The sequence below is a fragment of the Streptomyces sp. CNZ301 genome (assembly GCF_004217425.1).
Genome location: NZ_SHLG01000001.1, coordinates 4,235,343 through 4,255,799 on the forward strand (window position 1 = coordinate 4,235,343; position 20,457 = coordinate 4,255,799).

Annotated in this window: 21 protein-coding genes and 1 pseudogene; 11 read left to right on the forward strand and 11 right to left on the reverse strand. The window is 70.3% G+C overall.

Annotated features, from left to right (window positions below):
* Nucleotides 1-95: 95 nt before the first annotated feature.
* From EV375_RS18270 to EV375_RS18280, 3 genes are all read right to left on the reverse strand, one after another.
* Complete coding sequence (locus EV375_RS18270; protein ID WP_130300373.1) at nucleotides 96-1,019, reverse strand: fructosamine kinase family protein; 924 nt, start codon at nucleotides 1,017-1,019, stop codon at nucleotides 96-98.
* Nucleotides 1,019-1,597: a low molecular weight protein-tyrosine-phosphatase gene (locus EV375_RS18275; RefSeq protein WP_130300374.1), complete on the reverse strand. Its 579-nt coding sequence runs from the start codon at nucleotides 1,595-1,597 to the stop codon at nucleotides 1,019-1,021. Before EV375_RS18275 ends, EV375_RS18270 begins: the two co-directional genes overlap by 1 nt.
* A gap of 92 nt (nucleotides 1,598-1,689) precedes the next feature.
* Nucleotides 1,690-2,070 (reverse strand): phage holin family protein, encoded by a 381-nt coding sequence (locus EV375_RS18280; protein WP_130300375.1) that lies wholly within the window; start codon nucleotides 2,068-2,070, stop codon nucleotides 1,690-1,692.
* Between the two features lie 122 nt (nucleotides 2,071-2,192).
* Here EV375_RS18280 and EV375_RS18285 point away from each other — a divergent pair, with 122 nt between their 5' ends.
* Both EV375_RS18285 and EV375_RS18290 read left to right on the forward strand, forming a co-directional pair.
* Nucleotides 2,193-2,510, forward strand: a complete 318-nt coding sequence (locus EV375_RS18285; RefSeq protein WP_055484911.1) for a cupin domain-containing protein — start codon at nucleotides 2,193-2,195, stop codon at nucleotides 2,508-2,510.
* A 249-nt stretch (nucleotides 2,511-2,759) separates the two neighbouring features.
* A complete protein-coding gene (locus EV375_RS18290) occupies nucleotides 2,760-2,984 on the forward strand; it encodes a DUF5326 family protein (RefSeq protein WP_055484669.1) in 225 nt (74 codons plus the stop codon).
* Here the strand turns inward: EV375_RS18290 and EV375_RS18295 are convergent.
* Nucleotides 2,944-4,482, reverse strand: coding sequence for a YibE/F family protein (locus EV375_RS18295; protein WP_130300376.1), 1,539 nt, complete (start codon nucleotides 4,480-4,482; stop codon nucleotides 2,944-2,946). The two genes, EV375_RS18290 and EV375_RS18295, sit on opposite strands and share 41 nt — an antisense overlap.
* A gap of 212 nt (nucleotides 4,483-4,694) precedes the next feature.
* On the opposite strand from EV375_RS18295, the gene thiC reads away from it, so the two are divergent.
* From thiC to EV375_RS18320, 5 genes are all read left to right on the forward strand, one after another.
* Nucleotides 4,695-6,539 carry a phosphomethylpyrimidine synthase ThiC gene (gene thiC / locus EV375_RS18300; RefSeq protein WP_130300377.1) on the forward strand — a complete coding sequence of 615 codons (1,845 nt, stop codon included), beginning with the start codon at nucleotides 4,695-4,697 and terminating at the stop codon, nucleotides 6,537-6,539.
* A 155-nt stretch (nucleotides 6,540-6,694) separates the two neighbouring features.
* Complete coding sequence (locus tag EV375_RS18305; RefSeq protein WP_486588564.1) at nucleotides 6,695-7,945, forward strand: PP2C family protein-serine/threonine phosphatase; 1,251 nt, start codon at nucleotides 6,695-6,697, stop codon at nucleotides 7,943-7,945.
* 488 nt (nucleotides 7,946-8,433) lie between these two features.
* Entirely contained in the window at nucleotides 8,434-9,381 is a 948-nt protein-coding gene (locus tag EV375_RS18310) for a helix-turn-helix domain-containing protein (RefSeq protein WP_486588565.1), read from the forward strand.
* Nucleotides 9,341-9,475 carry a DUF397 domain-containing protein gene (locus EV375_RS29765; RefSeq protein ID WP_486588751.1) on the forward strand — a complete coding sequence of 45 codons (135 nt, stop codon included), beginning with the start codon at nucleotides 9,341-9,343 and terminating at the stop codon, nucleotides 9,473-9,475. The genes EV375_RS18310 and EV375_RS29765 overlap by 41 nt, the downstream gene beginning before the upstream one ends.
* 539 nt (nucleotides 9,476-10,014) lie before the next feature.
* Complete coding sequence (locus tag EV375_RS18320; protein ID WP_130300379.1) at nucleotides 10,015-10,515, forward strand: NUDIX hydrolase; 501 nt, start codon at nucleotides 10,015-10,017, stop codon at nucleotides 10,513-10,515.
* A 743-nt stretch (nucleotides 10,516-11,258) separates the two neighbouring features.
* Here the strand turns inward: EV375_RS18320 and EV375_RS29770 are convergent.
* From EV375_RS29770 to EV375_RS18335, 3 genes and pseudogenes are all read right to left on the reverse strand, one after another.
* Nucleotides 11,259-11,834 (reverse strand): annotated as a pseudogene (locus tag EV375_RS29770) (pyridoxamine 5'-phosphate oxidase family protein); the annotation flags it as partial.
* A 329-nt stretch (nucleotides 11,835-12,163) separates the two neighbouring features.
* Entirely contained in the window at nucleotides 12,164-13,993 is a 1,830-nt protein-coding gene (locus EV375_RS18330) for a globin domain-containing protein (protein WP_130300381.1), read from the reverse strand.
* 203 nt (nucleotides 13,994-14,196) lie between these two features.
* On the reverse strand, nucleotides 14,197-14,985 hold the full coding sequence (locus EV375_RS18335) for an HAD hydrolase family protein (RefSeq protein ID WP_130300382.1): 789 nt from the start codon (nucleotides 14,983-14,985) through the stop codon (nucleotides 14,197-14,199).
* 81 nt (nucleotides 14,986-15,066) lie between these two features.
* Here EV375_RS18335 and EV375_RS18340 point away from each other — a divergent pair, with 81 nt between their 5' ends.
* The gene (locus tag EV375_RS18340; RefSeq protein WP_130300383.1) at nucleotides 15,067-15,465 is read left to right on the forward strand and encodes a GNAT family N-acetyltransferase; all 399 of its coding nucleotides are present in this window, start codon (nucleotides 15,067-15,069) and stop codon (nucleotides 15,463-15,465) included.
* Here EV375_RS18340 and EV375_RS18345 read toward each other — a convergent pair.
* A complete protein-coding gene (locus EV375_RS18345) occupies nucleotides 15,444-16,709 on the reverse strand; it encodes an MFS transporter (RefSeq protein WP_130300384.1) in 1,266 nt (421 codons plus the stop codon). The genes EV375_RS18340 and EV375_RS18345 overlap by 22 nt on opposite strands.
* Before the next feature lie 230 nt (nucleotides 16,710-16,939).
* Between EV375_RS18345 and EV375_RS18350 the strand changes: the two genes are divergently transcribed.
* Together EV375_RS18350 and EV375_RS18355 are read left to right on the forward strand one after the other, a co-directional pair.
* On the forward strand, nucleotides 16,940-17,389 hold the full coding sequence (locus EV375_RS18350) for a MarR family transcriptional regulator (protein WP_130300385.1): 450 nt from the start codon (nucleotides 16,940-16,942) through the stop codon (nucleotides 17,387-17,389).
* A 307-nt stretch (nucleotides 17,390-17,696) separates the two neighbouring features.
* On the forward strand, nucleotides 17,697-18,134 hold the full coding sequence (locus tag EV375_RS18355; RefSeq protein ID WP_486588752.1) for a GNAT family N-acetyltransferase: 438 nt from the start codon (nucleotides 17,697-17,699) through the stop codon (nucleotides 18,132-18,134).
* 154 nt (nucleotides 18,135-18,288) lie between these two features.
* Here the strand turns inward: EV375_RS18355 and EV375_RS18360 are convergent, their stop codons facing one another.
* The gene (locus tag EV375_RS18360; RefSeq protein ID WP_130300387.1) at nucleotides 18,289-18,702 is read right to left on the reverse strand and encodes a winged helix-turn-helix transcriptional regulator; all 414 of its coding nucleotides are present in this window, start codon (nucleotides 18,700-18,702) and stop codon (nucleotides 18,289-18,291) included.
* Nucleotides 18,703-18,806: 104 nt separating this feature from the next.
* Between EV375_RS18360 and EV375_RS18365 the strand changes: the two genes are divergently transcribed.
* Nucleotides 18,807-19,166, forward strand: coding sequence for a DUF1304 domain-containing protein (locus EV375_RS18365; RefSeq protein ID WP_130300388.1), 360 nt, complete (start codon nucleotides 18,807-18,809; stop codon nucleotides 19,164-19,166).
* Between the two features lie 228 nt (nucleotides 19,167-19,394).
* On the opposite strand, the gene EV375_RS18370 is transcribed toward EV375_RS18365, so the two are convergent.
* Both EV375_RS18370 and EV375_RS18375 read right to left on the reverse strand, forming a co-directional pair.
* The gene (locus EV375_RS18370; RefSeq protein ID WP_130300389.1) at nucleotides 19,395-19,904 is read right to left on the reverse strand and encodes a hypothetical protein; all 510 of its coding nucleotides are present in this window, start codon (nucleotides 19,902-19,904) and stop codon (nucleotides 19,395-19,397) included.
* A 239-nt stretch (nucleotides 19,905-20,143) separates the two neighbouring features.
* The gene (locus tag EV375_RS18375; protein WP_165434769.1) at nucleotides 20,144-20,437 is read right to left on the reverse strand and encodes a DUF3040 domain-containing protein; all 294 of its coding nucleotides are present in this window, start codon (nucleotides 20,435-20,437) and stop codon (nucleotides 20,144-20,146) included.
* Nucleotides 20,438-20,457: the final 20 nt, after the last annotated feature.

Genomic DNA, 20,457 nt, shown 5'->3' on the forward strand with positions numbered 1-20,457 from the left:
CGTTGCTGCCTGGAGACGTGCGCCCTGGAGGCGTCCGCTGCTGCCTGCGGACGTCCGGCTGTGGGGCGTGCGCTGCCCGTGTGCGTGCGCTTCCGTCAGCCCAGCGCGGCGCGCGCGGCTTCCCCGCACTTCGCGCCGTAGCCCGGGCCGAAAAGGACAGCGTGCACCAGCAGATGATGGAGCTGGTGGAGAGGGACCCGCTCGGCCCGGCCCTCGATGGGACGTACCTCCTCGTACGCGGCGAGGATACGGGAGAGCTGCGGGCAGCCGAACAGTTCGAGGAAGGCCAGGTCCGTCTCCGGATGCCCGCCCTGCGCGGCCGGGTCGATGAGGCGGGCGCGAGGACCGCCGCCGGTGGCGGGGAGGGCGCCGGGTGCTGCGGCCGTGGTCCAGTGCACGTTGCCGGACCACAGGTCGCCGTGGATGAGCGCCGGAGGCTGCGGCGGTCCGGCGATCCGGTCGATCCGCTCGCACAGTCTCTCCACGTCACGGGCGTCGGCGGGTTCGATGCCGCCGCGGTCGACCGCCTGGCGCAGGAACGGCAGAAGCCGGTACTCGGCGTGGAAGGCCGGCCACTCGGCGGCATCGGTGACGGCCGCGGAGGGAGACGGCAGCGGCAGCGACCCGATGTAGGCGCTGCGGCCGGGGGTTCCGTAGGAGAGCGCACTGGTCCGATGCAGTGCGGCCAGGTCGCGGCCGAGGCTGTGGGCCTGCTCGGGAGTGGGCTCCCCGGGCTCCAGCCATTCCAGTACGAGCAGGTCGTCCTCGACGGCGAGGACGTCCGGCACGGCCACGGTGCCCGTTACGGCGAGGAGGGTGAGCCCGGCGGCCTCCGCGGCGAAGAAGCCGGGCGGGCTGTCGGAGAGGGTCTTCGCGAACACCTTGCGGTGCATTCCGTGACGTCCGCCCCGCAGCATGATGCTCCAGGCGTCGCAGATGTCCCCGCCCTCCACGGGGAACGCCCGTGTGGCCTCGTCGGCACCGGTCAGCTGCGCCACTCGGTCGGCGAGCGCGGGCATCAGGAAGCCTCTTCCCCGTGGTGACCGCCGGCGGCACCCGCGAGCCGTTCCTTCGCGGCCGCGGCCGCCTCGGCGAGCACGCCGGGCACAGCCGCCTCGATGAGACGCAGCACTTCGTCGAAGCCATCCGCCCCGCCGTAGTACGGGTCGGGCACGTCGAAGCCGAAGCGGTCACTCCCCACCCTCGGCCCTGGCGGGCCCGAGGGGACCCCCACCGAGGCGGTCGGGTCGTAGCTGCGCAGCAGGCGCACCTTCGCGACGTCGTCCGGGGTGGGGGCCATGGCGCGCAGTTCGCGCTCGTGCCCCTCGTCCAGCGCGACGACAAGGTCGTGCTCCTCGAACCAGCCCGGCTCGAACTGCCTTGCACGGTGGGCCAGTTCGTACCCGGCGGCCTCCAGCGTCCCGGTGGTGCGCGGATCGGCCGGCTCACCGACGTGCCATCCGCCCGTGCCGGCGCTGCTCACGGTGATCCGGTCCTCCAGGCCCGCCTCCGTCACATGAGCGCGGAGGACCGCCTCGGCCATGGGGGAGCGGCAGATGTTGCCGGTGCAGACGAAACAGACGCGGAAGGTGTCCATGCGCTCTCCGTGTTCGCTGTAGTGCCGGGCGCGGGGCCGGCCCGGTTACCGGGCTCTCGTGCTCGCTCTCCATCCTCGCGCGCCGGGCCGGTCTATCGGTCCCGGTCGGGGAGAACCATGTGCAGGGCCCACGCCACGATCGAGATGATCAGGCCGCCCAGGAACGCCGTTCCGAATCCGTCGACGTGGAAACTCACGTGGAGCCGGGCCGACACCCAAGAGGTGAGCATCAGCATCAGCGCGTTGATGACCAGCGTGAACAGGCCGAGGGTCAGGACCAGAAGCGGCAGGGACACGAACTTCAGCAGCGGCTTGACCACGAAGTTCACGACACCGAAGATCAACGCCACGACTATCAGCGTCAGCGCCTTCGAAGCGGTGTCGGCGCCGGTGAGTTCGATGCCGGACACGAGCCACGTCGCGATCGCGAGCGCACCCGCGTTCGCGACCGTCTTGATGAGGAAATTCGTCATAGTGTGATCGTTGCAGAGGCGGATATCCGGGTCGCACACGGGCCCGCGAGGTATCCGCGAGGCGATGGGCGGGACCGGCGGCGCGCGGGCGCGAGGACGATCGACAAGGGGTGGACGGGGAGATGAAGGAGTTCCGGCTGGAGGAGCTGGAGGCTCAGCGCCTCGTTCACGAGGGCGCATACCTCCAGTTCCTGCGGGAGCGCCACATGTCCGTCGGGCTCTACGCCCTGGACCGGGGCACCAGCGATCCGCAGACGCCGCACAAGCAGGACGAGGTGTACTTCGTCGTCAGCGGCCGCGGAGCGATCACGGTGGGGAACGAGACCACCGCCGTCGCGCGGGGCAGCATCGTCTACGTGCCGGCAGGGGTGCCGCACAAGTTCCACCACATCACCGAGGACCTGCGGGTGATGGTCGTCTTCGCGCCGCCGGAGAGCTGACCCTTCGGGCCGCCCCTCCCGCCCGCACCGCTCAGGGTCGCGGTGGGGGAAGGATCAGGGGAGGGCCGGGGTCCGCGGCACTCCCGGCTCGGCCTCCGGCGCTCTAGCATCGAAAGTGCCGCGATCGAACGAGCAGCGACCGAACGCACGCGATCGACGTGGAGCGGTGGCCGACGGTGCCGCCGCGCAGCAGCCCGTAACGCGCCGGTCCGCCACGAGCGGGACCGGCCCGGCCGACAGGAGCCATGCATGGACGCCAAGGGGATCTTGAGAAGCCTGCCCTGGTGGGTGAAGTGGGTCGCGATCCCGGTCATCGCCGTCGTCGTCTTCGGCGGTCTGATCGCCAGCGTCGTCGGCTTCCTGATCGGTCTCCTCTTCAAGGTGCTGATCTTCGCCGCCCTCGTCGGTGGCCTCATCTACCTGGTGCGGCACTTCACTTCGGCTTCCTCCTCTTCCCGCCGCGACGAGTGGTGACCTCGGGGTCCGTGCGCCCCCGCGGGTACGCGGGCGCAGGCCCGTCGGCGGCCACGGACGTTCCCGTCCGTGCGGCCGCGCCTCCCGGGGCGCCGGCCGCCACCGCCCGCCCCCGGCCGGAGGAGACGACCAGGGCTGCCAGCAGTGTCGTCACCGGCACCGAGGCCACCAGCCCGATCGAGCCGACGAGCGTGCGGACGATCTCCTCCGCCACGACCTCGCTCGTCGCCACAGCCGTCACGCCGCTGCGGGCTATGGAGAACAGCAGCATCAGGGGCAGCGCGGCGCCCGCGTAGGCCAGCACCAGAGTGTTGACCACCGAGGCGATGTGGTCGCGCCCGATGCGCATCGCCGCGCCGTACAGCTTCCGCCAGCCGGCGCCCGGATCGGCCTCCTTCAGCTCCCACACCGCCGAGGTCTGCGTGACCGTCACGTCGTCGAGCACGCCGAGCGAGCCGATCAGCACACCCGCCAGCAGCAGGCCCTGGATGCCGATGCCGGGGAAGAGTCCGTGCACCAGGCCGGTCTGGTCGTCGGTGTTGCCCGTCAGGTGGGCCCAGCCGATGAACAGCGAACCGAGCACGCCGATCAGCAGCAGGGAGATCAGCGTTCCGAGCACGGCCACGGACGTACGGGCGGACAGACCGTGGCACAGATACAGCGTCGCCAGCATGATCGCGCTTCCCCCGACGACGGCCACCACCAGCGGATTCGAACCCTGGAGTATCGCGGGCAGGATGAACAGGCTCAGCACCGCGAAGCTCAGCCCGAGACCCACCAGCGCCCGCACGCCGCGCAGCCGTCCCACCAGGACGACGAAGAGCGCGAAGACGCCCGCGAGGATCACCATCGGCAGCTTGCGGTCGACGTCGATGACGCTGTAGCGCAGTTCCTTCGGCGCCTTCGCCGCGTAGGCGACGACGACGTCCTGTCCGGCGGAGTAGGTGCGGGTGGCGTCGGGGGTGACGACCTCCGTGAACGTGGAGCCCTTGTCCTTTCCTGCGGTGACCTCGACGGTCGCCTTGCGGCACGCGCCGCCGGGCTTCCCGGTGCCGCCCTGGCCGCCGGCGCCCGCGGACTGGCCGGGGGTCTGGCCGGGCTGCTGCTGCCCGCCGGAGGGCTGCGCGTTCACGTCCTCGCAGTCGACGACCTGCACCGCCGTGACACGTGCGGGGAGGGTGGGCCGGTCGAATCCGACGCCGCTGGGCCCGCCCTTCTCGGGCAGCCCGCCGGGCCACAGCAGGACGAGCCCCGCGACGACGGCCACGGCGAAGGGGATCAGAACCGCCGCGATGACCTTGCGCAGATGCCGGGACACGGGAGCCGGGGGGCCGTGGGCGTGCGCGTGGGAGTGCCCGTGCTCGTGCGCACGCCCCTGTCGGCGTTGGTGCGCGAGCGCGGCGCGGCGTTCTTCGTCCCGCTCCTGTTCCGGAACCGGAGCGGGTTCGGGGGAGCCTGCTGCGTGCCGGTCCGTCCCGGACCGCGGAGTAGGAGTCACGCCCCGATCATTGCAAAGCCTCCGTCGAAGGGCGCTCTGTTCATCACCACCGTCATACGGCTAGCGTGGGAGTGCCTTTGCAATCGCGGGAGCTCCGAGCACGGGGCTGAGAGGGCGCTGACCTCCGTTCGACCGGATCAACGGACGACGGAAGCGGCTGCGTCGACCGCCGAACCTGGTACCGGGTAATGCCGGCGTAGGGAGTTGGTCCCATGACCATGCAGGATGCACGTACGCCCGCGGCCGAGGACGCGCCTCGTGAACTCGGCTGGCACAAGGGGTATCTGAGCGGATCACGCACGGACCTGCGGGTCCCGGTCCGCCGTGTGCACCTCACCAACGACCGGGATGTGACGCTTTACGACACATCCGGGCCGTACACCGATCCCGCCATCGAAACCGACGTGCGCCGCGGGCTGTCACCGCTGCGCCAGACCTGGATCATCGAACGCGACGACACGGAGGAGTACGCGGGCCGTGAACTGCGGCCCGAGGACGACGGAATCAAACACACCACGCCACGCGGCGGCGCCCTCGGCCGGAACCGGGGGAACGGCGGCGGCGACGGCACCGGCGGACTCGACGGGCTCGACGCCGTCTTCCCCGGCCGCCCCCGCAGGCCCCGCCGGGGGCGCGAGGGCCCGGACGGCCCTGCGTCCGTCTCCCAACTCGCCTACGCCAAGCGCGGAGTGGTGACCCCGGAGATGGAGTACGTGGCGATCCGGGAGAGCTGTTCGCCCGAGTTCGTACGGGACGAGATCGCGGCGGGCCGGGCCGTACTGCCCGCCAACGTCAACCACCCCGAGACCGAACCGATGATCATCGGCAAGAACTTCCTGGTGAAGGTCAACGCCAACATCGGCAACTCCGCGGTGACTTCGTCCATCGAGGAGGAGGTGGAGAAGATGACGTGGGCGACCCGCTGGGGCGCCGACACCGTCATGGATCTCTCCACCGGACGCAACATCCACACCACTCGCGAGTGGGTGCTGCGCAACTCCCCCGTCCCCATCGGCACGGTGCCGCTCTACCAGGCGCTGGAGAAGGTCGACGGCAAGGCGGAGGAGCTCAGCTGGGAGGTCTACAAGGACACCGTCGTCGAGCAGTGCGAGCAGGGCGTCGACTACATGACGGTGCACGCCGGCGTGCTGCTGCGGTACGTACCGCTGACGGCCCGCCGCAGGACCGGCATCGTCTCGCGCGGCGGCTCGATCATGGCGGCCTGGTGCCTCGCGCACCATGAAGAGAGCTTCCTGTACACGCACTTCGCGGAGCTCTGCGACATCCTGCGCAGCTACGACGTCACCTTCTCCCTCGGGGACGGCCTGCGGCCCGGCTCCGTCTCGGACGCCAACGACGAGGCGCAGATGGCCGAGCTGGACACCCTCGGCGAGCTCAACCGCATCGCCAGGGAGCACGACGTCCAGACGATGATCGAGGGTCCTGGTCACGTCCCGATGCACAAGATCAAGGAGAACGTCGACCGCCAGCAGCGGGTGTGCGACGAGGCGCCCTTTTACACCCTGGGCCCGCTCACCACCGACATCGCACCCGGCTACGACCACATCACCAGCGGCATCGGCGCCGCGATGATCGGCTGGTGGGGCACGGCGATGCTCTGCTACGTCACCCCGAAGGAACATCTGGGGCTGCCGGACCGGGACGACGTCAAGACCGGCGTCATCACGTACAAGATCGCCGCTCATGCCGCCGACGTGGCCAAGGGGCATCCCGCGGCGCAGGAGTGGGACGACGCGCTCTCCGACGCCCGGTTCGAGTTCCGCTGGGAGGACCAGTTCAACCTGGCCCTCGATCCGGACACCGCGCGCGCGTTCCACGACGAGACGCTGCCGGCGGAGCCCGCCAAGACGGCTCACTTCTGCTCTATGTGCGGGCCGAAGTTCTGCTCGATGAAGATCAGTAAAGCGGTGATGGAGAAGTTCGGCCCCGACGGGTCGGACGCGCTCACCGAGGAGGAGGTACAGGAGGGCATGCTCGCCAAGTCCCGCGAGTTCGCCGAGGCGGGCAACCGGGTCTACCTGCCGATCACCGAGTAATCGACCGAGCGTTGCCGAGGAGCCGGCACCGGACCTGTCCCTCTGGTCCGGTGCCGGCTCAGTGACGTGAAGTAGCCGTCTGGCCGAGTTGCCTTGGCCTGCCGCTCTCGTTGTGCCCGGGCAGTTGCCGGGAAGCGGCGGAGGGGAACGGACTCGTGGAGCAGAGTGAAGGGCCGGAGCCCGACCGAGTCGGGGTGGACCTTTCTGAGGGGTTCGGTGAGCGGTTGCTCGGGCAGCTGCTGGACCGGGCTCATAAGATGCCGCCCGGGCTCATGGCGCCACTGGTTGCCGAAGAGATCGCCACTGTCGGTGGCCGGGACGTCTGTATCTACTTGCAGGACTACGAGCAGAAGATGCTGGCGCCGCTACCGGGCCCTGGGCTTGTCGTCGGCGAGGCACAACCCATCGAGGGTTCACACGCGGGTGAGGCTTTTCTCCACAAACGTGTGATCGAAGACCCGCGGGCGGACGGCGTCCGGATGTATCTGCCGCTGCTGGACGGCAGTGACGAGGTGGGCGTCATGCTCGTCACGCTGGACACCGTCGATGACGATGACCGGCGGCTGCTGCGGAGGCTCGCCGGCCTCGTCGCGGACATGGTGGTCACCAAGAGCAAGTACACGGACCAGTTCTTCAAGGTCCGGCGGCGCGGACGACCGATGACCGTGGCCGCTGAGATCCAGTGGTCGCTGCTGCCGCCACTGTCGATGAACACCCCTCAGGTCTCCCTGGCCGGCGTCCTGGAACCGGCTCACGAGATTGCCGGGGACAGCCTCGATTACGCCCTCAACGACAACATCCTGCACCTGGCCATTATCGACGCCATGGGCCACGGGCTGAACGCCGCTGTCCTGGCCACCGTCGCCATCGGCGCCTACCGGCACGCCAGACGCGCGGAGATCGGGCTCGCCGAACTCTATTCCTTCATGGACAGAGCCATCGACAAGCAGTTCGGACCGGACCAGTTCGTGACCGCGCAGATGCTGCGCCTCGATGTCGAGACCGGTCAACTGCAATGGGTCAACGCCGGCCACCCGGCACCGCTCCTCGTCCGAGGGCACCGAGTCATCCAAAGACTGGAGAGCCCGACCACCTTGCCGGTCGGCTTCGGTGGCGCCGTTCCGCAGGTCACCAACGTCCAACTGTCCCAGGACGACCGGGTGATGTTCTACACCGACGGCCTCACCGAGGAACACCGGTTGGGCGGGGAACAGTTCGGCGAGGCACGCATGATCAACGCCATTGAGCACGTCGGTCCGATCAGCGGCGGCGTGTCACAGATGGCACGGGAACTCTCCCAATCCCTCATGCGGGAGCGCGGCGGGGTCACCAGCGACGACGCGACGCTCTTCCTCATCGAATGGCATGGCGGCACCGCCGACCACCTCGCGGTGCCAGATCTTTAGCCTCCTCCACCGCAGCACGCGAAGAGCCATGCGCCCTGCTCGGGCAGGTGATCGGTCGGAGAGAGGCTCTGGGCGGCAGCCGGCATGGGGCAGGCCCCGGAGATCGTCCGGACCGCCGGGTGTACCAACCGCAGGACAAGGCTCAGTTGACCGCTCACGTCTCGCTTCACCGCCCGGGAGAGCGGCGAGGACCGAGGGGAGTCACCGCTGAGGTGCCAGAGGACAGTCGCCTTCGTAGCTCGAGGTGCTTGTCGATCCGCGCCATCAGCGCCTCTGCTCGCCTGTTCAGTTCGTCGGCGGATAGCAGGTCTTCGTCGCAGTCCATGTCTGCCGGGCCTTCTGCAGGGTTTGCTGCCATACCGAATGCCCCTCGCCTGTCAACGGTTTTGACTGTCTTTACTCTGAGTACATCAAGAATCGCTCTCGGCGCGTATGGTCAGAAGACCCAACGGCTTTACGGCCCGATCCGTAAAGAGGGATGTGAACTCATGGCCAACGACCTTGACCCCGCGTCATCGATCGCAGCGGTGTTCGGGACGCGTCTGCGCCGTCTGCGTGTGGGTGCGGGGCTGACGCAGGCCGAATTGGGACGGACCGTTCACGTCGTGGGCGCGCGCATCGCACAGGTTGAGCGCGCAACGGGGCACAAGCCCACAGCGGAGTTGGCACGCTTGTTGGACAAACAACTCGGCGCCGACCACTTGTTCGTGGATCTATGGCCACACCTGAACCGCGAGTCATCTCCGGACTGGTCACGGCGCTTCATGGATCTGTCCGCGCGAGCGACCACGATGCATCAGTACGCTGCGCATGTCGTTCCCGGCCTGCTGCAGACCACCGGCTATGCGCGAGCGCTCCTGGACGTCGGCCGAACGTCGCAGACTTCAGAGCAACTTGAGGAGCGGCTGGCGGCGCGAATGAATCGTCACGGCCAGCTGGACGGCCCCGACGGACTGGATCTGTGGGTGGTGCTGGACGAGTCGGTCCTGCGGCGCAGCATCGGTGGTCCCGCTGCCACGCGCGCGCAGCTGGCGCGACTCCTCGAAACGGTGGCCGGGCAGCAGGTAACCGTGCAGGTGTTACCGTTCAGCAGCGGGGAGCACGCGACCCTCGGAGGTTCGCTCACGATGCTCACCCTCCCGGACAGATCGAAAGTGGCGTACACCGAAGGCGCGGAGTCCGGGCAGTTGGTCGAAGAGCCGGAGGACGTCGAAACCTACGCCGTGACCTACGAGCGCGTCAGGGCACTTGCACTACCCCCGAGAACGTCCGCAGAGCTGATCAGAGCCGCAATGGAGGAAATCGACCATGACTCCCGCAGGCCATCCCGATCTCAGCGCCGCCGTCTGGCACAAGTCCAGTCACAGCAACCAGGAGGGCGGCGACTGCGTGGAGGTGGCGGCGGACGAACTGACGGGCGTCGTGCCCTTGCGTGACAGCAAGTGCCCGAATGGTCCCGCGCTCATGATGCCGGCGCGCGCGTTCAGCACCTTCGTTTCCGCTGTCCGCCATGACCTGTTGACTGGCTGACGTCTTCCTCGCCGAGCCCTTTCCTCTCCTGCCGGCGCTCCTCGACAGGACCCTCCTCGGCGCCCGTGGCGGAGAAGCCCAAGTGGCACCAACCGGCAGCAGCCTGCCCCCGGTTCGGCCCCGTTTTCGCGGGGCCGAACCGGGGGCAGCGCCGTTCGTCCCGCTGCGCGGGGCCGGGACGTAGAGGAGCCGAACGCATGGGGTGGGCGGCACCGCGCGTGTACGGACCGGAGCCGGCACACAGGGCTCGACGGCCGAACCCCCTTACAGGGCGAAGCGGTTCGAGGCTCCCCCCTCATGCCTCGAACCGCTCCGTGGCGGCTCAACGCGCGAAGAACCGTCCATTCCAGATTAGTTGACTCTGCGTCAATGTCCAGTGACAGAGAGGCCATTATCGATATACCACTGTGGAGATATTCGCCATGCCCTGTGCACGTTCCCGGGACGACGGCTCGACGGGGATCGCAGGTACGGATGTCCGTGCACCCGCCGCGAGCGAACAGGGTTTGACACGGCACGCCGCGGGCCAGACGTCTTCCATGACCCATGAACGTCCCGTGGTCAAGCGCACCGCCCGCGCCCTCCTCCTCGACTCGGACGGCACCGGCACACCCCGCCTCGTCCTGATCAAACGCACCAAGCCCGGCCGCGAACCGTACTGGATCACCCCTGGCGGCGGCGTGGAGCCGGGCGTGGACGGCACCGTGATCGACGCGCTGCACCGCGAGGTCGACGAGGAGCTCGGGGCGAAAGTCACGGACGTGGTCCCCGCCTTCGTCGACACGGTCCCCCACACCACCGAGGACGGCGAGGAGGGCGTGAAGGTGCAGCACTTCTTCGTCTGCCGCCTCGAGTCGATGGACCTCTCACGCAGGCACGGCCCCGAAGTGGACGAGCCGTGCGGCCTGTACGAGTTCGTGCGGGTGCCCTTCACGCGGGAGGGCGTCGCGTCCGTCGACGTCGTGCCTCCCGCGCTGAGCGCATACCTCGACAAGAACATCGAAGGCGTACTGGCGCTCCTCGCCCCCGACATGGGATGAGCCGCCGGGGGCGCGCGCCCGGGAAGACCGCGTTGCCGCCGCTCCCCTCAGCCGAACCAGCCCTCGAACGGGCCGGTTCCTCTCACGCCGCGTCGCTGCGCCTCCGCCAGCGCACGCTCAGCCTCCTGACGCCACGCGTCGGGGTCGGAACCGCTCACAGGGGAGCCCGCGGACTGCGCGGCACGGGCGGCGAGCGCTCCGGAGGCCCCGTCCATCGCCGTCGCTCCGGTCTGCTCGCGGGATTCGGCGGAGGCCGCGGCGGCCGGTGAGGGCGACGAGGCCGGCGAAGGCGCCGCCGCCTCGGGCGCCGCCACGTCGGGCGACTCCAGGGCCGGGGAGCGCCGCTGCTCCGGAACGCTGCCGGCCATGAAGGAGAAGCGCTGCTCCGTCACTCCGGCGTCCCGGGGAAAGGAGTCGACCTCCAGCACGTCGCCGGCCGCGCGCGAGGCGGAAGGGGAGACCGCGTCCGCGCGGCCCTCTTCCCGTGCGTGTCCCGGCAGTTCGCCGTGCGGGGACGGGAAGGACGACGACGCCGAGGGGGAGGCGGAAGGCGGCGGCGAGGACGCCGGCCCCGAAGGGGACGACGAGGACGAAGAGGACGAAGGGGAGGACGGGACGAAGAGTGACGGCCCGGCCCCCTCCCCGGCATCCTGCCGCACAGGCGACGGGGGTTCCTGCCGCACCGGCGACGGGGCCTCCTCGCGCCGGGCATGCTCACGCGCCCCGGACTCATCCACCGCGACCCGCTCGCGCGCGTCGCGCGCCGTGCCGAAGAAGTCGCCGCCCTTGCGCTTGTAGTCGTCCGTGCCCCAGTCGCGGGCGGTGCGCCGCGGCGCCTTCTGCATCTGCGGTATGTGCTTCGCGCAGTGGATGTAGGCCTCTTCGACCTCGACCCGCACCCACAGCTGTGCCCGCCTCCCCGGCACGGGGTCCTCGGCCAGGTGCGGATACGAGGCGCGCAGTTCGGCGTCCTCGAAGATGGCGGCCCGGCCGTTGATGTGCAGGCCGATGCCCGCCCGGGTGAAGTCGATCAGCATGATGCCCAGGTGCGGGTTCTCCTGGATGTTGCCGAGGCTGGCGTTCACGCCGTTGCCGCGGTACTCCGGGTAGGCCAGGGTTCGTTCGCCCAGCACCTGGAGGAAGCCGGCCGGACCGGCGCGGAAGCTGCTGTCGCACTCTCCGGAGGCGTCCGCGGTGGCCAGGAAGAACATCTCCTGACGCTCCACGAACTCCCGCATCCGGTCGTTGAGATGGTCGAGGACCTGCTCGTTGTAGAAGCGCTCCGCGCGGTCGGACGTGCCGAGCCGGCGCTGAAGCAGCCGCTCCCCGTCACTGCCCGGCCGGTGCCGTCGTCCCTCGGGTGTCGCCCTGTCGTGTTCGTGCTCGTGCCGCGTCCGTGAGTCCTGCCCGACCCACGGACGTGGCTCCTCCGCCTCAGCCACGCCGCTGACCCCTTCCCCTTCCTCTTTCCTGCTGTCGCTCGCGTTCCTGCTGTCGCTCGCGTTCCTGCTCCCGCCCGCCTTCTCTTTCCAGTGCGCCCGGCGCCGCCCTTCCCGTTACGCCCGGGAGCCTCGCTCATGCCGCAGACGGCGCCGAGCTGCGGGTCCGCCTCCCGCGCACGGCCCGCCGGGACCCGGTCCGTACGGGCTCATCCGGACGTCCGCTCCCCGCTGAGGATCAGCTCCGCCAGCGAGTCGTGCCGTATCCGTTCGGCGGGGACACCCGAGGCCACCAGCGCATCAACACCGCTGCGGATCAGGCCGGGCGGGCCCGAGAGGTAGCCGTCGTACGCGGACCACGGCCCGTGCTGCCGCACGGCGTCCGGGAGTTGACCCGGGAGCGCGTTCGCGAACGCCGACCCCGGCGGGGTGGCGACCACGGGACGCACGGAGAGCCAGCGGTGCTCGCGCTCCAGCCGCATCATCGTGTCCAGGTCGTAGAGATCGTGGTCGCTGCGCGCGCCGTAGAAGACCTCGACGGGTCGTGAACGGCCGTGCTGCGCGACATCCTCCACCAGTGCCCTGATGGGGGCTATCCCTGTGCCGCCGCCGACGCAGAGCATCCCGCTGTCGGTGCCGTGGTCCACGGTCATGTTTCCGGTCGGCGGGCCCAGGCGCAGCACATCGCCGGGGCGGGCCCGGTTCACGAGCGCGCTGGAGACCCACCCCGTGGGGACGGCCTTCACATGGAAGGTGAGCAGGCCGTCGGAGCGCGGCGAGGACGCGAAGGAGTAGTGCCGCCAGACGCGCGGCCACCAGGGCGTCTCGACGCTGGTGTACTGGCCCGCGAGGAACGAGTACGGCTGGTCGGGCCGGAGAGTGATCACGGCGATCTCCGACGTGCGCAGCTCGTGCGAGACGACCTCGGCGTTCCACCAGGCCGGTGCGCGCTGCGCGTCTTCGGCGGCGGCATCGATCATGACCTGCGAGATCGTCGTGTAGGCGCGGACCCAGGCCTGCTCGGTCTCCGGGCTCCAGCTCTTGGGCGCGTACTGGGCGAGGGCGCCCAGCAGGCATTCGCCCACAGCGGGATAGTGCTCGGGGAGCGTTCCGTACTTGCGGTGGCCGCGGCCCAGGCCCGACAGGTATTCGGACAGCGCGTCCGCTTCGTCGGCCAGCCGCACGGCGGTGAGCAGCGCCCTGAAGAGGCGGTCGCGCTGGGAGTCCATCGAGGCCGGGAAGAGGTCGCGAAGTTGGGGCTGCTGGACGAAGAGCAGCGCGTAGAAGTACGCGGTGGCCGCGTCGGCCCGGGGTTCGACCTCTTCGAGCGTCCTGCGTATCAGCTCGGCGTCCTCCGGCCCGGCCGCCTGCGCGGGCTGCGGCGCCGGAGCGGCTTGGTACGGGGCGCTTCGGGGCTGCGGCTGTCTCTCGTCCTGCGGGCGGGAGGCGGGCGGCGTCCGGCCGGGCCCCGGGGGCGGGGACTGGGGCTGGGACTGGGATTGGGGCTGGGGCCGGGATTGGGGCCGGGGGCCGGCCGGCGGGGCGGCGGTCCCGTTGCCGCCGTACTGGGCCGGTGTCGGATGTTCGCGCGGCGCCTCCGGGCCGCCGCCGTACCAGGCGCCGGGTGCCGGCGCTCCCCGCTCCTCCTCGTCGGAGCGGGCCGGGCCGGTGCCGGAATACGGGTCCGCCGGCGCCGGCACCGGCGTCGCGGCCTCTTCGGGCGTCTCGGCCCAGCGCGCCCGGCCGGCTCCGGTGCCGTCGACGACAGGGCTCAGCGGCCGGACGGTCCAGCCCGCTCCGTCGTCCTCCGGGCGCTGGGTGTGTCCGCGCTGCTCGTTCTGCCCACCGGGCTGCCTGTTCTGCTCCGGCCTCTGCTGCGTCCGCTGCCTCTGCTCGTCCTGCTGATCCTGCTGGTCTTTCTCCCGGGACGCCGCGGCTTCCGTGGCAGGCCGTGAGCGGGTGAACCAGCCCCAGCCGCTGTCGTCGTCGCTTCTGCCGTCCCCCGCGGACGGACCGTTTCCGGCCGATGTGGTCGTCATGGTCTGCCTCGCCTCGAACTCGTACGAAGAATCTGCTCAGCACGCTTTCGGAACGCGTTCTGGTGGTGCCGCCCCCTGACACCGACTGCGGAATCTCTGCCGTGCCGCGCGCGATGCGGAGTCGACCATACCGTTATCACTTCGCCACACAAGTCCCATCCGCGCAGGGGGCGAATTACGTGACGTGCACCACTCGCGGGGAACTACCGACTCTTGCGGACAAGTCCGTAGGCCTCACGAAGATCTTTTCCCACGTACTCGGCCGTGGCGAGGTCTCTGACGTGGCTGTCGGCATTCACCGCCACCGACACCGGCACCGCGGCGAACAGCGCCGCGTCCGACATGGAGTCGCCGTACGCCACGCATTCGTTTCTCGGTACACCGAATTCCGCGCAGAGTTCGTCCGCTATCCGTACCTTCGCCTCCGCTGACAGAATCCCGGCCGGATCCGGTTGCCGGCGGAAGGGGACGGCGGGCCAGCGGGAGCCGTACGTGGCGTCCACGCCTCCGCCGGGGGCGCCCCCGTCGTCCGTACTACTGGCCCTCGCACCGGTGCGGAGGGCGCCGGCCGGATCACCCGGTGAAGTACTCGGAGCATGCGGAAGCTCCGGGGGACGCGAGGGCGGAGCCCGGTGAAGCAGTCTGCTGACGAAGAAATCCGGCGAGAGCGATATCACGGCGGAGCGCTCGCCACGCTCCCGGATCTCCGCCCACACTTCGCGAATTCCCGAAAGCCACGGGGCTCCCATGAAAGCCGCGGTTATGTGATCCTCCGTCAGTTCCGACCACAGCGCGCAGGCGCGGCCGGCGAAATCCGGCGGCGTCATTCCCCCTGCCGCAAAGGCCAGTTCGAGCTCGCGAATCTCCGCGTCGAGGCCGAGCTGATGTGAAATCTCCACCGCCGCCGAAGAACCGTGGATCAACGTCCCGTCGAGATCGAAGAGATGAAGCCTGGGCGGACACCCTGACGACCGGGAGAGCGAAGAGGCCATACCGCAGATCGTAGTGCGAACCCGCGAACCGGCCGAGGCCGCTGCGAGGTACGTCCCGCGAGGGCATCGGATCTGGCCGCGGTGCGGGCACTCGACGCCCGCGCCTTCGGCGCCGACCGCGGACCGCTGCTGGACCGGCTCCCCCGGTTCGCGGACCGCTTCGTCGTCGCGGACGCGGACGACGGCTCTCTTTGCGGTTTCGCGGCCGCCTGGCCGAACGGCCCCGGTGGCACCGTGCTCGGGCCCGTCGTCGCACTCGGCACGAGGACCGCCCGGGCCCTCGTCCGCGACCTGTGCGAACACACCGCCGGAATCGTCCGCCTCGACATCGAGGCCCGCCACGAGGACCTGGAGAGATGGGCCCGCCGCCACGGCCTGGACGGCGGCCCGCTGTGCACCCTCATGGTCCGCGGCTCGGGCTCCCGCCCTCCGGGCGACGTCTCCCGCCGCTTCGCGCCCTACTCCGTCGCGCTCGGCTGAACGACGCGGGCACGGGGCGGTGTTGCTCCCGCCACCACCCGCGGTGAAGCGGCCACCGCAGGGTCCTGGGCGGCGGCACGGCGTTCGAGCAGCGCCGACAGCACGGCCAGCGCCAGGGCCGACGCGGCGAGCAGCGCCCCCACCCAGTTCGGCGAGGTGAGACCGGCACCGGCGTCGAGGACGAGTCCGCCGAGCCACGCCGCGAGGGCGTTGCCCAGGTTGAAGGCGCCGATGTTGACGGCGGAGGCCAGGGTGGGCGCGTCCGCGGTCTGGTCGAGCACCCTCTTCTGCAGCGGCGGCACGGTCGCGAAGCCGAAAGCCCCGACCAGCGGGAGCGTCACGGCCGCGGCCGCCTTGTCGTAGGCGGTGAAGGCGAACAGCGCCAGGACCACCGCAAGCGCCGTCAGCGCGGTGAAGAGCAGCGGCATCAACGCGCGGTCCGCCAGCCGTCCCCCGACGAGGTTGCCCGCCACCATGCCGAGTCCGAACAGCACCAGAAGCCACGTGACGGACGAACTCGCGTAGCCGGCGGCACCGGTCATCATCGGCGCGACGTAGGTGATGGCGGCGAAGACGCCGCCGAAGCCGAGCACCGTCATCCCCATCGCCAGCAGCACCTGCACGTTCCGGAAGGCGGCCAGCTCACCGCGCACGCGGGAGCCGCCCCTGCGCCCCGCCGGCGCCTCCGGGCCGCCTGCCGGCCCCGCGGGTACGAGCGCCGCGATGCCCAGCAGTCCGAGCACCCCCAGCCCGGCGACCGCGGCGAACGTGACGCGCCAGCCCAGCTCCTGGCCCAGCATCGTGCCCGCCGGTACGCCCACCACGTTGGCGACCGTCAGTCCGGTGAACATCATCGAGATGGCAGCCGCCTTGCGCTGCGGCGCCACCAGCCCCGCGGCGACGATCGACCCGATGCCGAAGAAGGTGCCGTGGGCGAGCGACGCGATGACCCGGCCGGCGAGCATCACTCCGAAGGCGGGAGCCGCGGCCGAGACCACGTTGCCGACGACGAAGAGCCCCATCAGCAGCATCAGCATCCGCTTGCGCGGGACGCGCGCGCCGAGCACGGCGAGCAGCGGGGCGCCGACGACGACTCCTAGGGCGTAGCCGGTGGTCAGGTAGCCGGCCGTGGGGACGGAGACCCCGAACTCGTCCGCGACCTCGGGGAGCAACCCCATGATCACGAACTCGGTGGTCCCGATTCCGAAGGCGCCGAGGGCCAGCGCGAGTAGAGCGAGCGGCATGGTGAGCCCTTCACTGTTGCGTGCGTACGTCGTTAACCGGCGTAGACAATAATTGCGTACGCTTGTTATTTGCAAGCGCGGGATATTTCACGAGTGGACTACCCTGGACGACCGGAGACCGAGGAGGCGCGAGGAGACGGACCAGGCGCGAGGGGATCCGGGGCAACCCGGAACGGCAAGCCGCTGCCCCTGCCGTCCGCACACCCGCCCGACGAGGAAGCAGAGGAGCCATGACACGACCGGACCCCGGCCTGGCCCAGGGCTGGTGCGCACTGTCCGCACTGCACGGCCGCATCGAGGCCCGCATCGAGCGCGCACTGCAGGCCGAACACGAGTTGAGCGTCCGGGAGTTCTCCGTCCTCGACGTCCTGAGCGAGCAACACGACGGCGAGGGCGGCCACTTCCGCATGAACCAGCTCGCGGACGCCGTCGTCCTCAGCCAGAGCGCCACCACCCGGCTCGTCAACCGGCTCGAGGAACGAGGCCTGCTCACCCGCTACCTCTGTCCCGACGACCGCCGCGGCATCTACACCGACGTCACCGAGGCGGGCCACGCCCTGCTCAAGGCAGCGCGGCCCACCAACGACGCCGCTCTGCGCGAAGCCCTCGACGCGGCGGAGGAACGCAGCGAACTGGCGCCCCTCGTACGGGCCGTTCGGGCGCTCCGGCCTGCCACGTGACGCCCTGGCGGGGCGGGCAGCGGTGAGCACGGAGCGACGTGCCGCGTCGCACCGCCCCGGAAGCAAGAAGCGTGCGGTCAGGGCGAGTTCACCGCGAGACCCGGGCGAGAGCGCCACGAAAACCGGCCCCAACACCGCAGAGCCCGCAGACGTTGCACACAAGCCCGGTTGCGCACTTTCCGACCGAGTCCAACCTCTGGCCAATACCGGGGCGTAAGCTGCGATCATGAGCACCGGGACCCCATCCACGCCGTCACCGCCGTCGTCACCGGCAGCGGCACCGTCACCGGCGTCGACGTCCATCACCATGCGGCGCGCGACGGCCGACGACGTACCGGCCCTCGTCTCCATGCTTGCCGACGACCACCTCGGCGCCCAGCGGGAGAGTCCCGACGAACCCGCCGTCTACCGCGAGGCGTTCGACCGCATCGCGGCGGACCCGCACCAGCACCTCGTCGTCGCGGAACGCGAGGGCCATCCCGTCGGCACTCTCCAACTCACCGTCATTCCCGGCCTGTCCAGGAAGGGGTCGAGCCGCGCCCTCATCGAGGGGGTCCGCGTCCGCGCGGACGTACGTGGTGACGGCCTCGGCAGCAGACTGATCCAGTGGGCCGTCGACGAGGCCCGCCGCCAGGGCTGCGCCATTGTGCAGCTCACCTCCGACGCCACGCGCATCGAAGCCCACCGCTTCTACGAACGGCTCGGCTTCGAAGCGTCCCACCTGGGCTTCAAGATGCAGCTCTGACGCAAGAGGCAGCTCTGACGCGGCGGATCCGGTTGCCGGGCGTCAGCCCGCGGGCGGACGTCGGCCCGGAGCGGGAGCTCAGCGCTGGCGGGATGAGCAGCTTGCCGGCCGCGCTCAAGTCCCCTCTGATCCACCGGTCTCCGGCAGTGCCGCGTCACCGGCTCCCGCTCTCCCCGCAGGATGTGCACACGATCCCGGCGTCCAGCTGCCCGCCGCAGCCGTGGGTGAAGACCGTCGGACCCGCCGGAGCACCGGGCACCCACCGCATGCCCCAGCGCATGAGGCCGAGCATCGCCGGCGCGAGCTCCCGGCCGGCCCGGGTGAGGTGGTATTCGTCGCGCGGCGGACGCTCGGAGTACCGCACCCTCCTCAGGACGCCGCCCTCGACGAGCGTGCGCAGCCGGGTGGCCAGCACGTCGCGTGGCGCACCCGTGTTGCGGACGATGCCGTCGAAGCGGTGCACGCCGTAGAACACCTCGCGCAGTGCCAGCAGCGACCACTTCTCGCCGACGACGTTCAGCGCCGAAGCCAGCGAGCACTCCCGCGGGTTCACCTCTCTCCTCGCCATGCGGTCATCCAACCAGGCACACGGTTGGAAAACCAAACCCTCGTGCTAGGGTCCACGGGCCAGTTGGTTGTGAAATCCAACTCACCACGTCCCGGGAGGACTTCGTGCACAGCGCCGCTCTCGCGCTCACCGCCCTCGTCGCCGCTCTCCACCTCGGCTTTCTGATACTGGAGATGTTCCTGTGGCGCACACCCCGCGGCCGGGCCGTCTTCGGCACCACGGCCGAGTTCGCCGAGCAATCGGCCCCGCTCGCGGCCAACCAGGGCCTCTACAACGGCTTCCTGGCCGCAGGGCTGGCGTGGGGTCTCGTCGCACAGGAGCCGACCGGCCCCCAGGCACGGATCTTCTTCCTGTGCTGCGTCGTGGCCGCGGGTCTCTACGGCGCCCTGACCGTCAGCCGCCGCATCCTCTACGTCCAGGCCCTTCCGGCTGCCGCGGCTCTGGCCCTGACACTCGCCGCCTGAGGCGAGGAGAGGCGAGGAGAGGCGAGGAGAGGCGAGGAGCGGCGAGGAGAGGCGAGGAGCGGCGAGGAGCGGCGAGGAGCGGCGACGGACTGGTCTCACACTGCACGCTCCGCCGGGAATTCGAGAAGCACTTCGGCCGTACCCCGCGGATCGTCCTCGGCGAGGAAGCGTCCCGCTCCTTCCAACCGCGCCCGGCGCGGACCAGGGATGGCTGCCGCGAGCTCGTCCTCAGAACCGCCACAACGTCCGGGAAGGCTGCAGGACTTGAGCGTCGCGGAGAGGCTCGCAGAGGGTGCGGAGCGGCGCCTGCCAGAAGCGGCGCAGGGCCTTGACGGCCAGGAGTCTGGACTCGAAGTCCAGAGACCCGGCCGCGGACGCGGCGGCACGGAGGCCGTTCGACTGCAGGACTTCGACAAGGTGATGGAGGGTGCCTCCGCAGATGGCGGTCACAGCCGGCGTATCGGTGACGCTCGAGAGCGTGCCGCCGGTCGCCCGGGCGCTGGCTTCCATCGCGGCCACCAGTCGCACGAGATGGACGGGCCCGTCGTGGGGGTCCTGGACCACTTCGCGCGACAGCGCTTCGAGTTGGTCACCGCCGGTCCCCGACCAGGCGGCGAGGAGCCGGGTCAGCGGTGCGGGGTCGATCAGCCGGTCCTCGGTGCTGCCGTAGTCGGTCGCCTTCACCCACAGAATCGACAGGTGGCGTGCGGGGTCCTCGCGAGAGCTCGTACGGGACATGCACCCCCCGTTTCGCTGCTCGCGCGCGGTCTCACCGGAACGTCGCAGGCGCCCGTCCCTGTTGCAGTCTCGGCTTCAGGAGGTCCGGCTCGCATTGCCGACTTCCGGCAGTCTTCACCGGCCGTTGGCTTCCGCATCGCTGTGCGCAGATGCCACCGGGCAGTCAGATTGCAGGCCCCGCGCCTCGCTCGATTCTCCGAGGTGCCCTACGTCCCTCTCCCACCGGATCGAGCACCGCGTCATGGAGCGGGGGAGCCGGCCTGCGCGTCTCGTCGGGCCCGCACGAGCAGCGCCGCCACCGGAGTCGTGACCAGGAAGATCACGACGAGGGTGTCGACGACGGGGTTCTCGCTCACGATCCCGAGGCACAGCGCCCCGAGCCAGATCAGAACCGCCGGCTGCGCCGGCGCACCGTGCCAACGGCGCCTCGGCCGGGGACAGTCCCCGGTGAACTGGCGGGCCCACCGCGGGTCGCCCACGGCGAGCGCAGCCTCCATGACCTCGAGCACTTCCCTGTCTCGCTTCGACAGCACGACGACTCCACCTGGGCGCA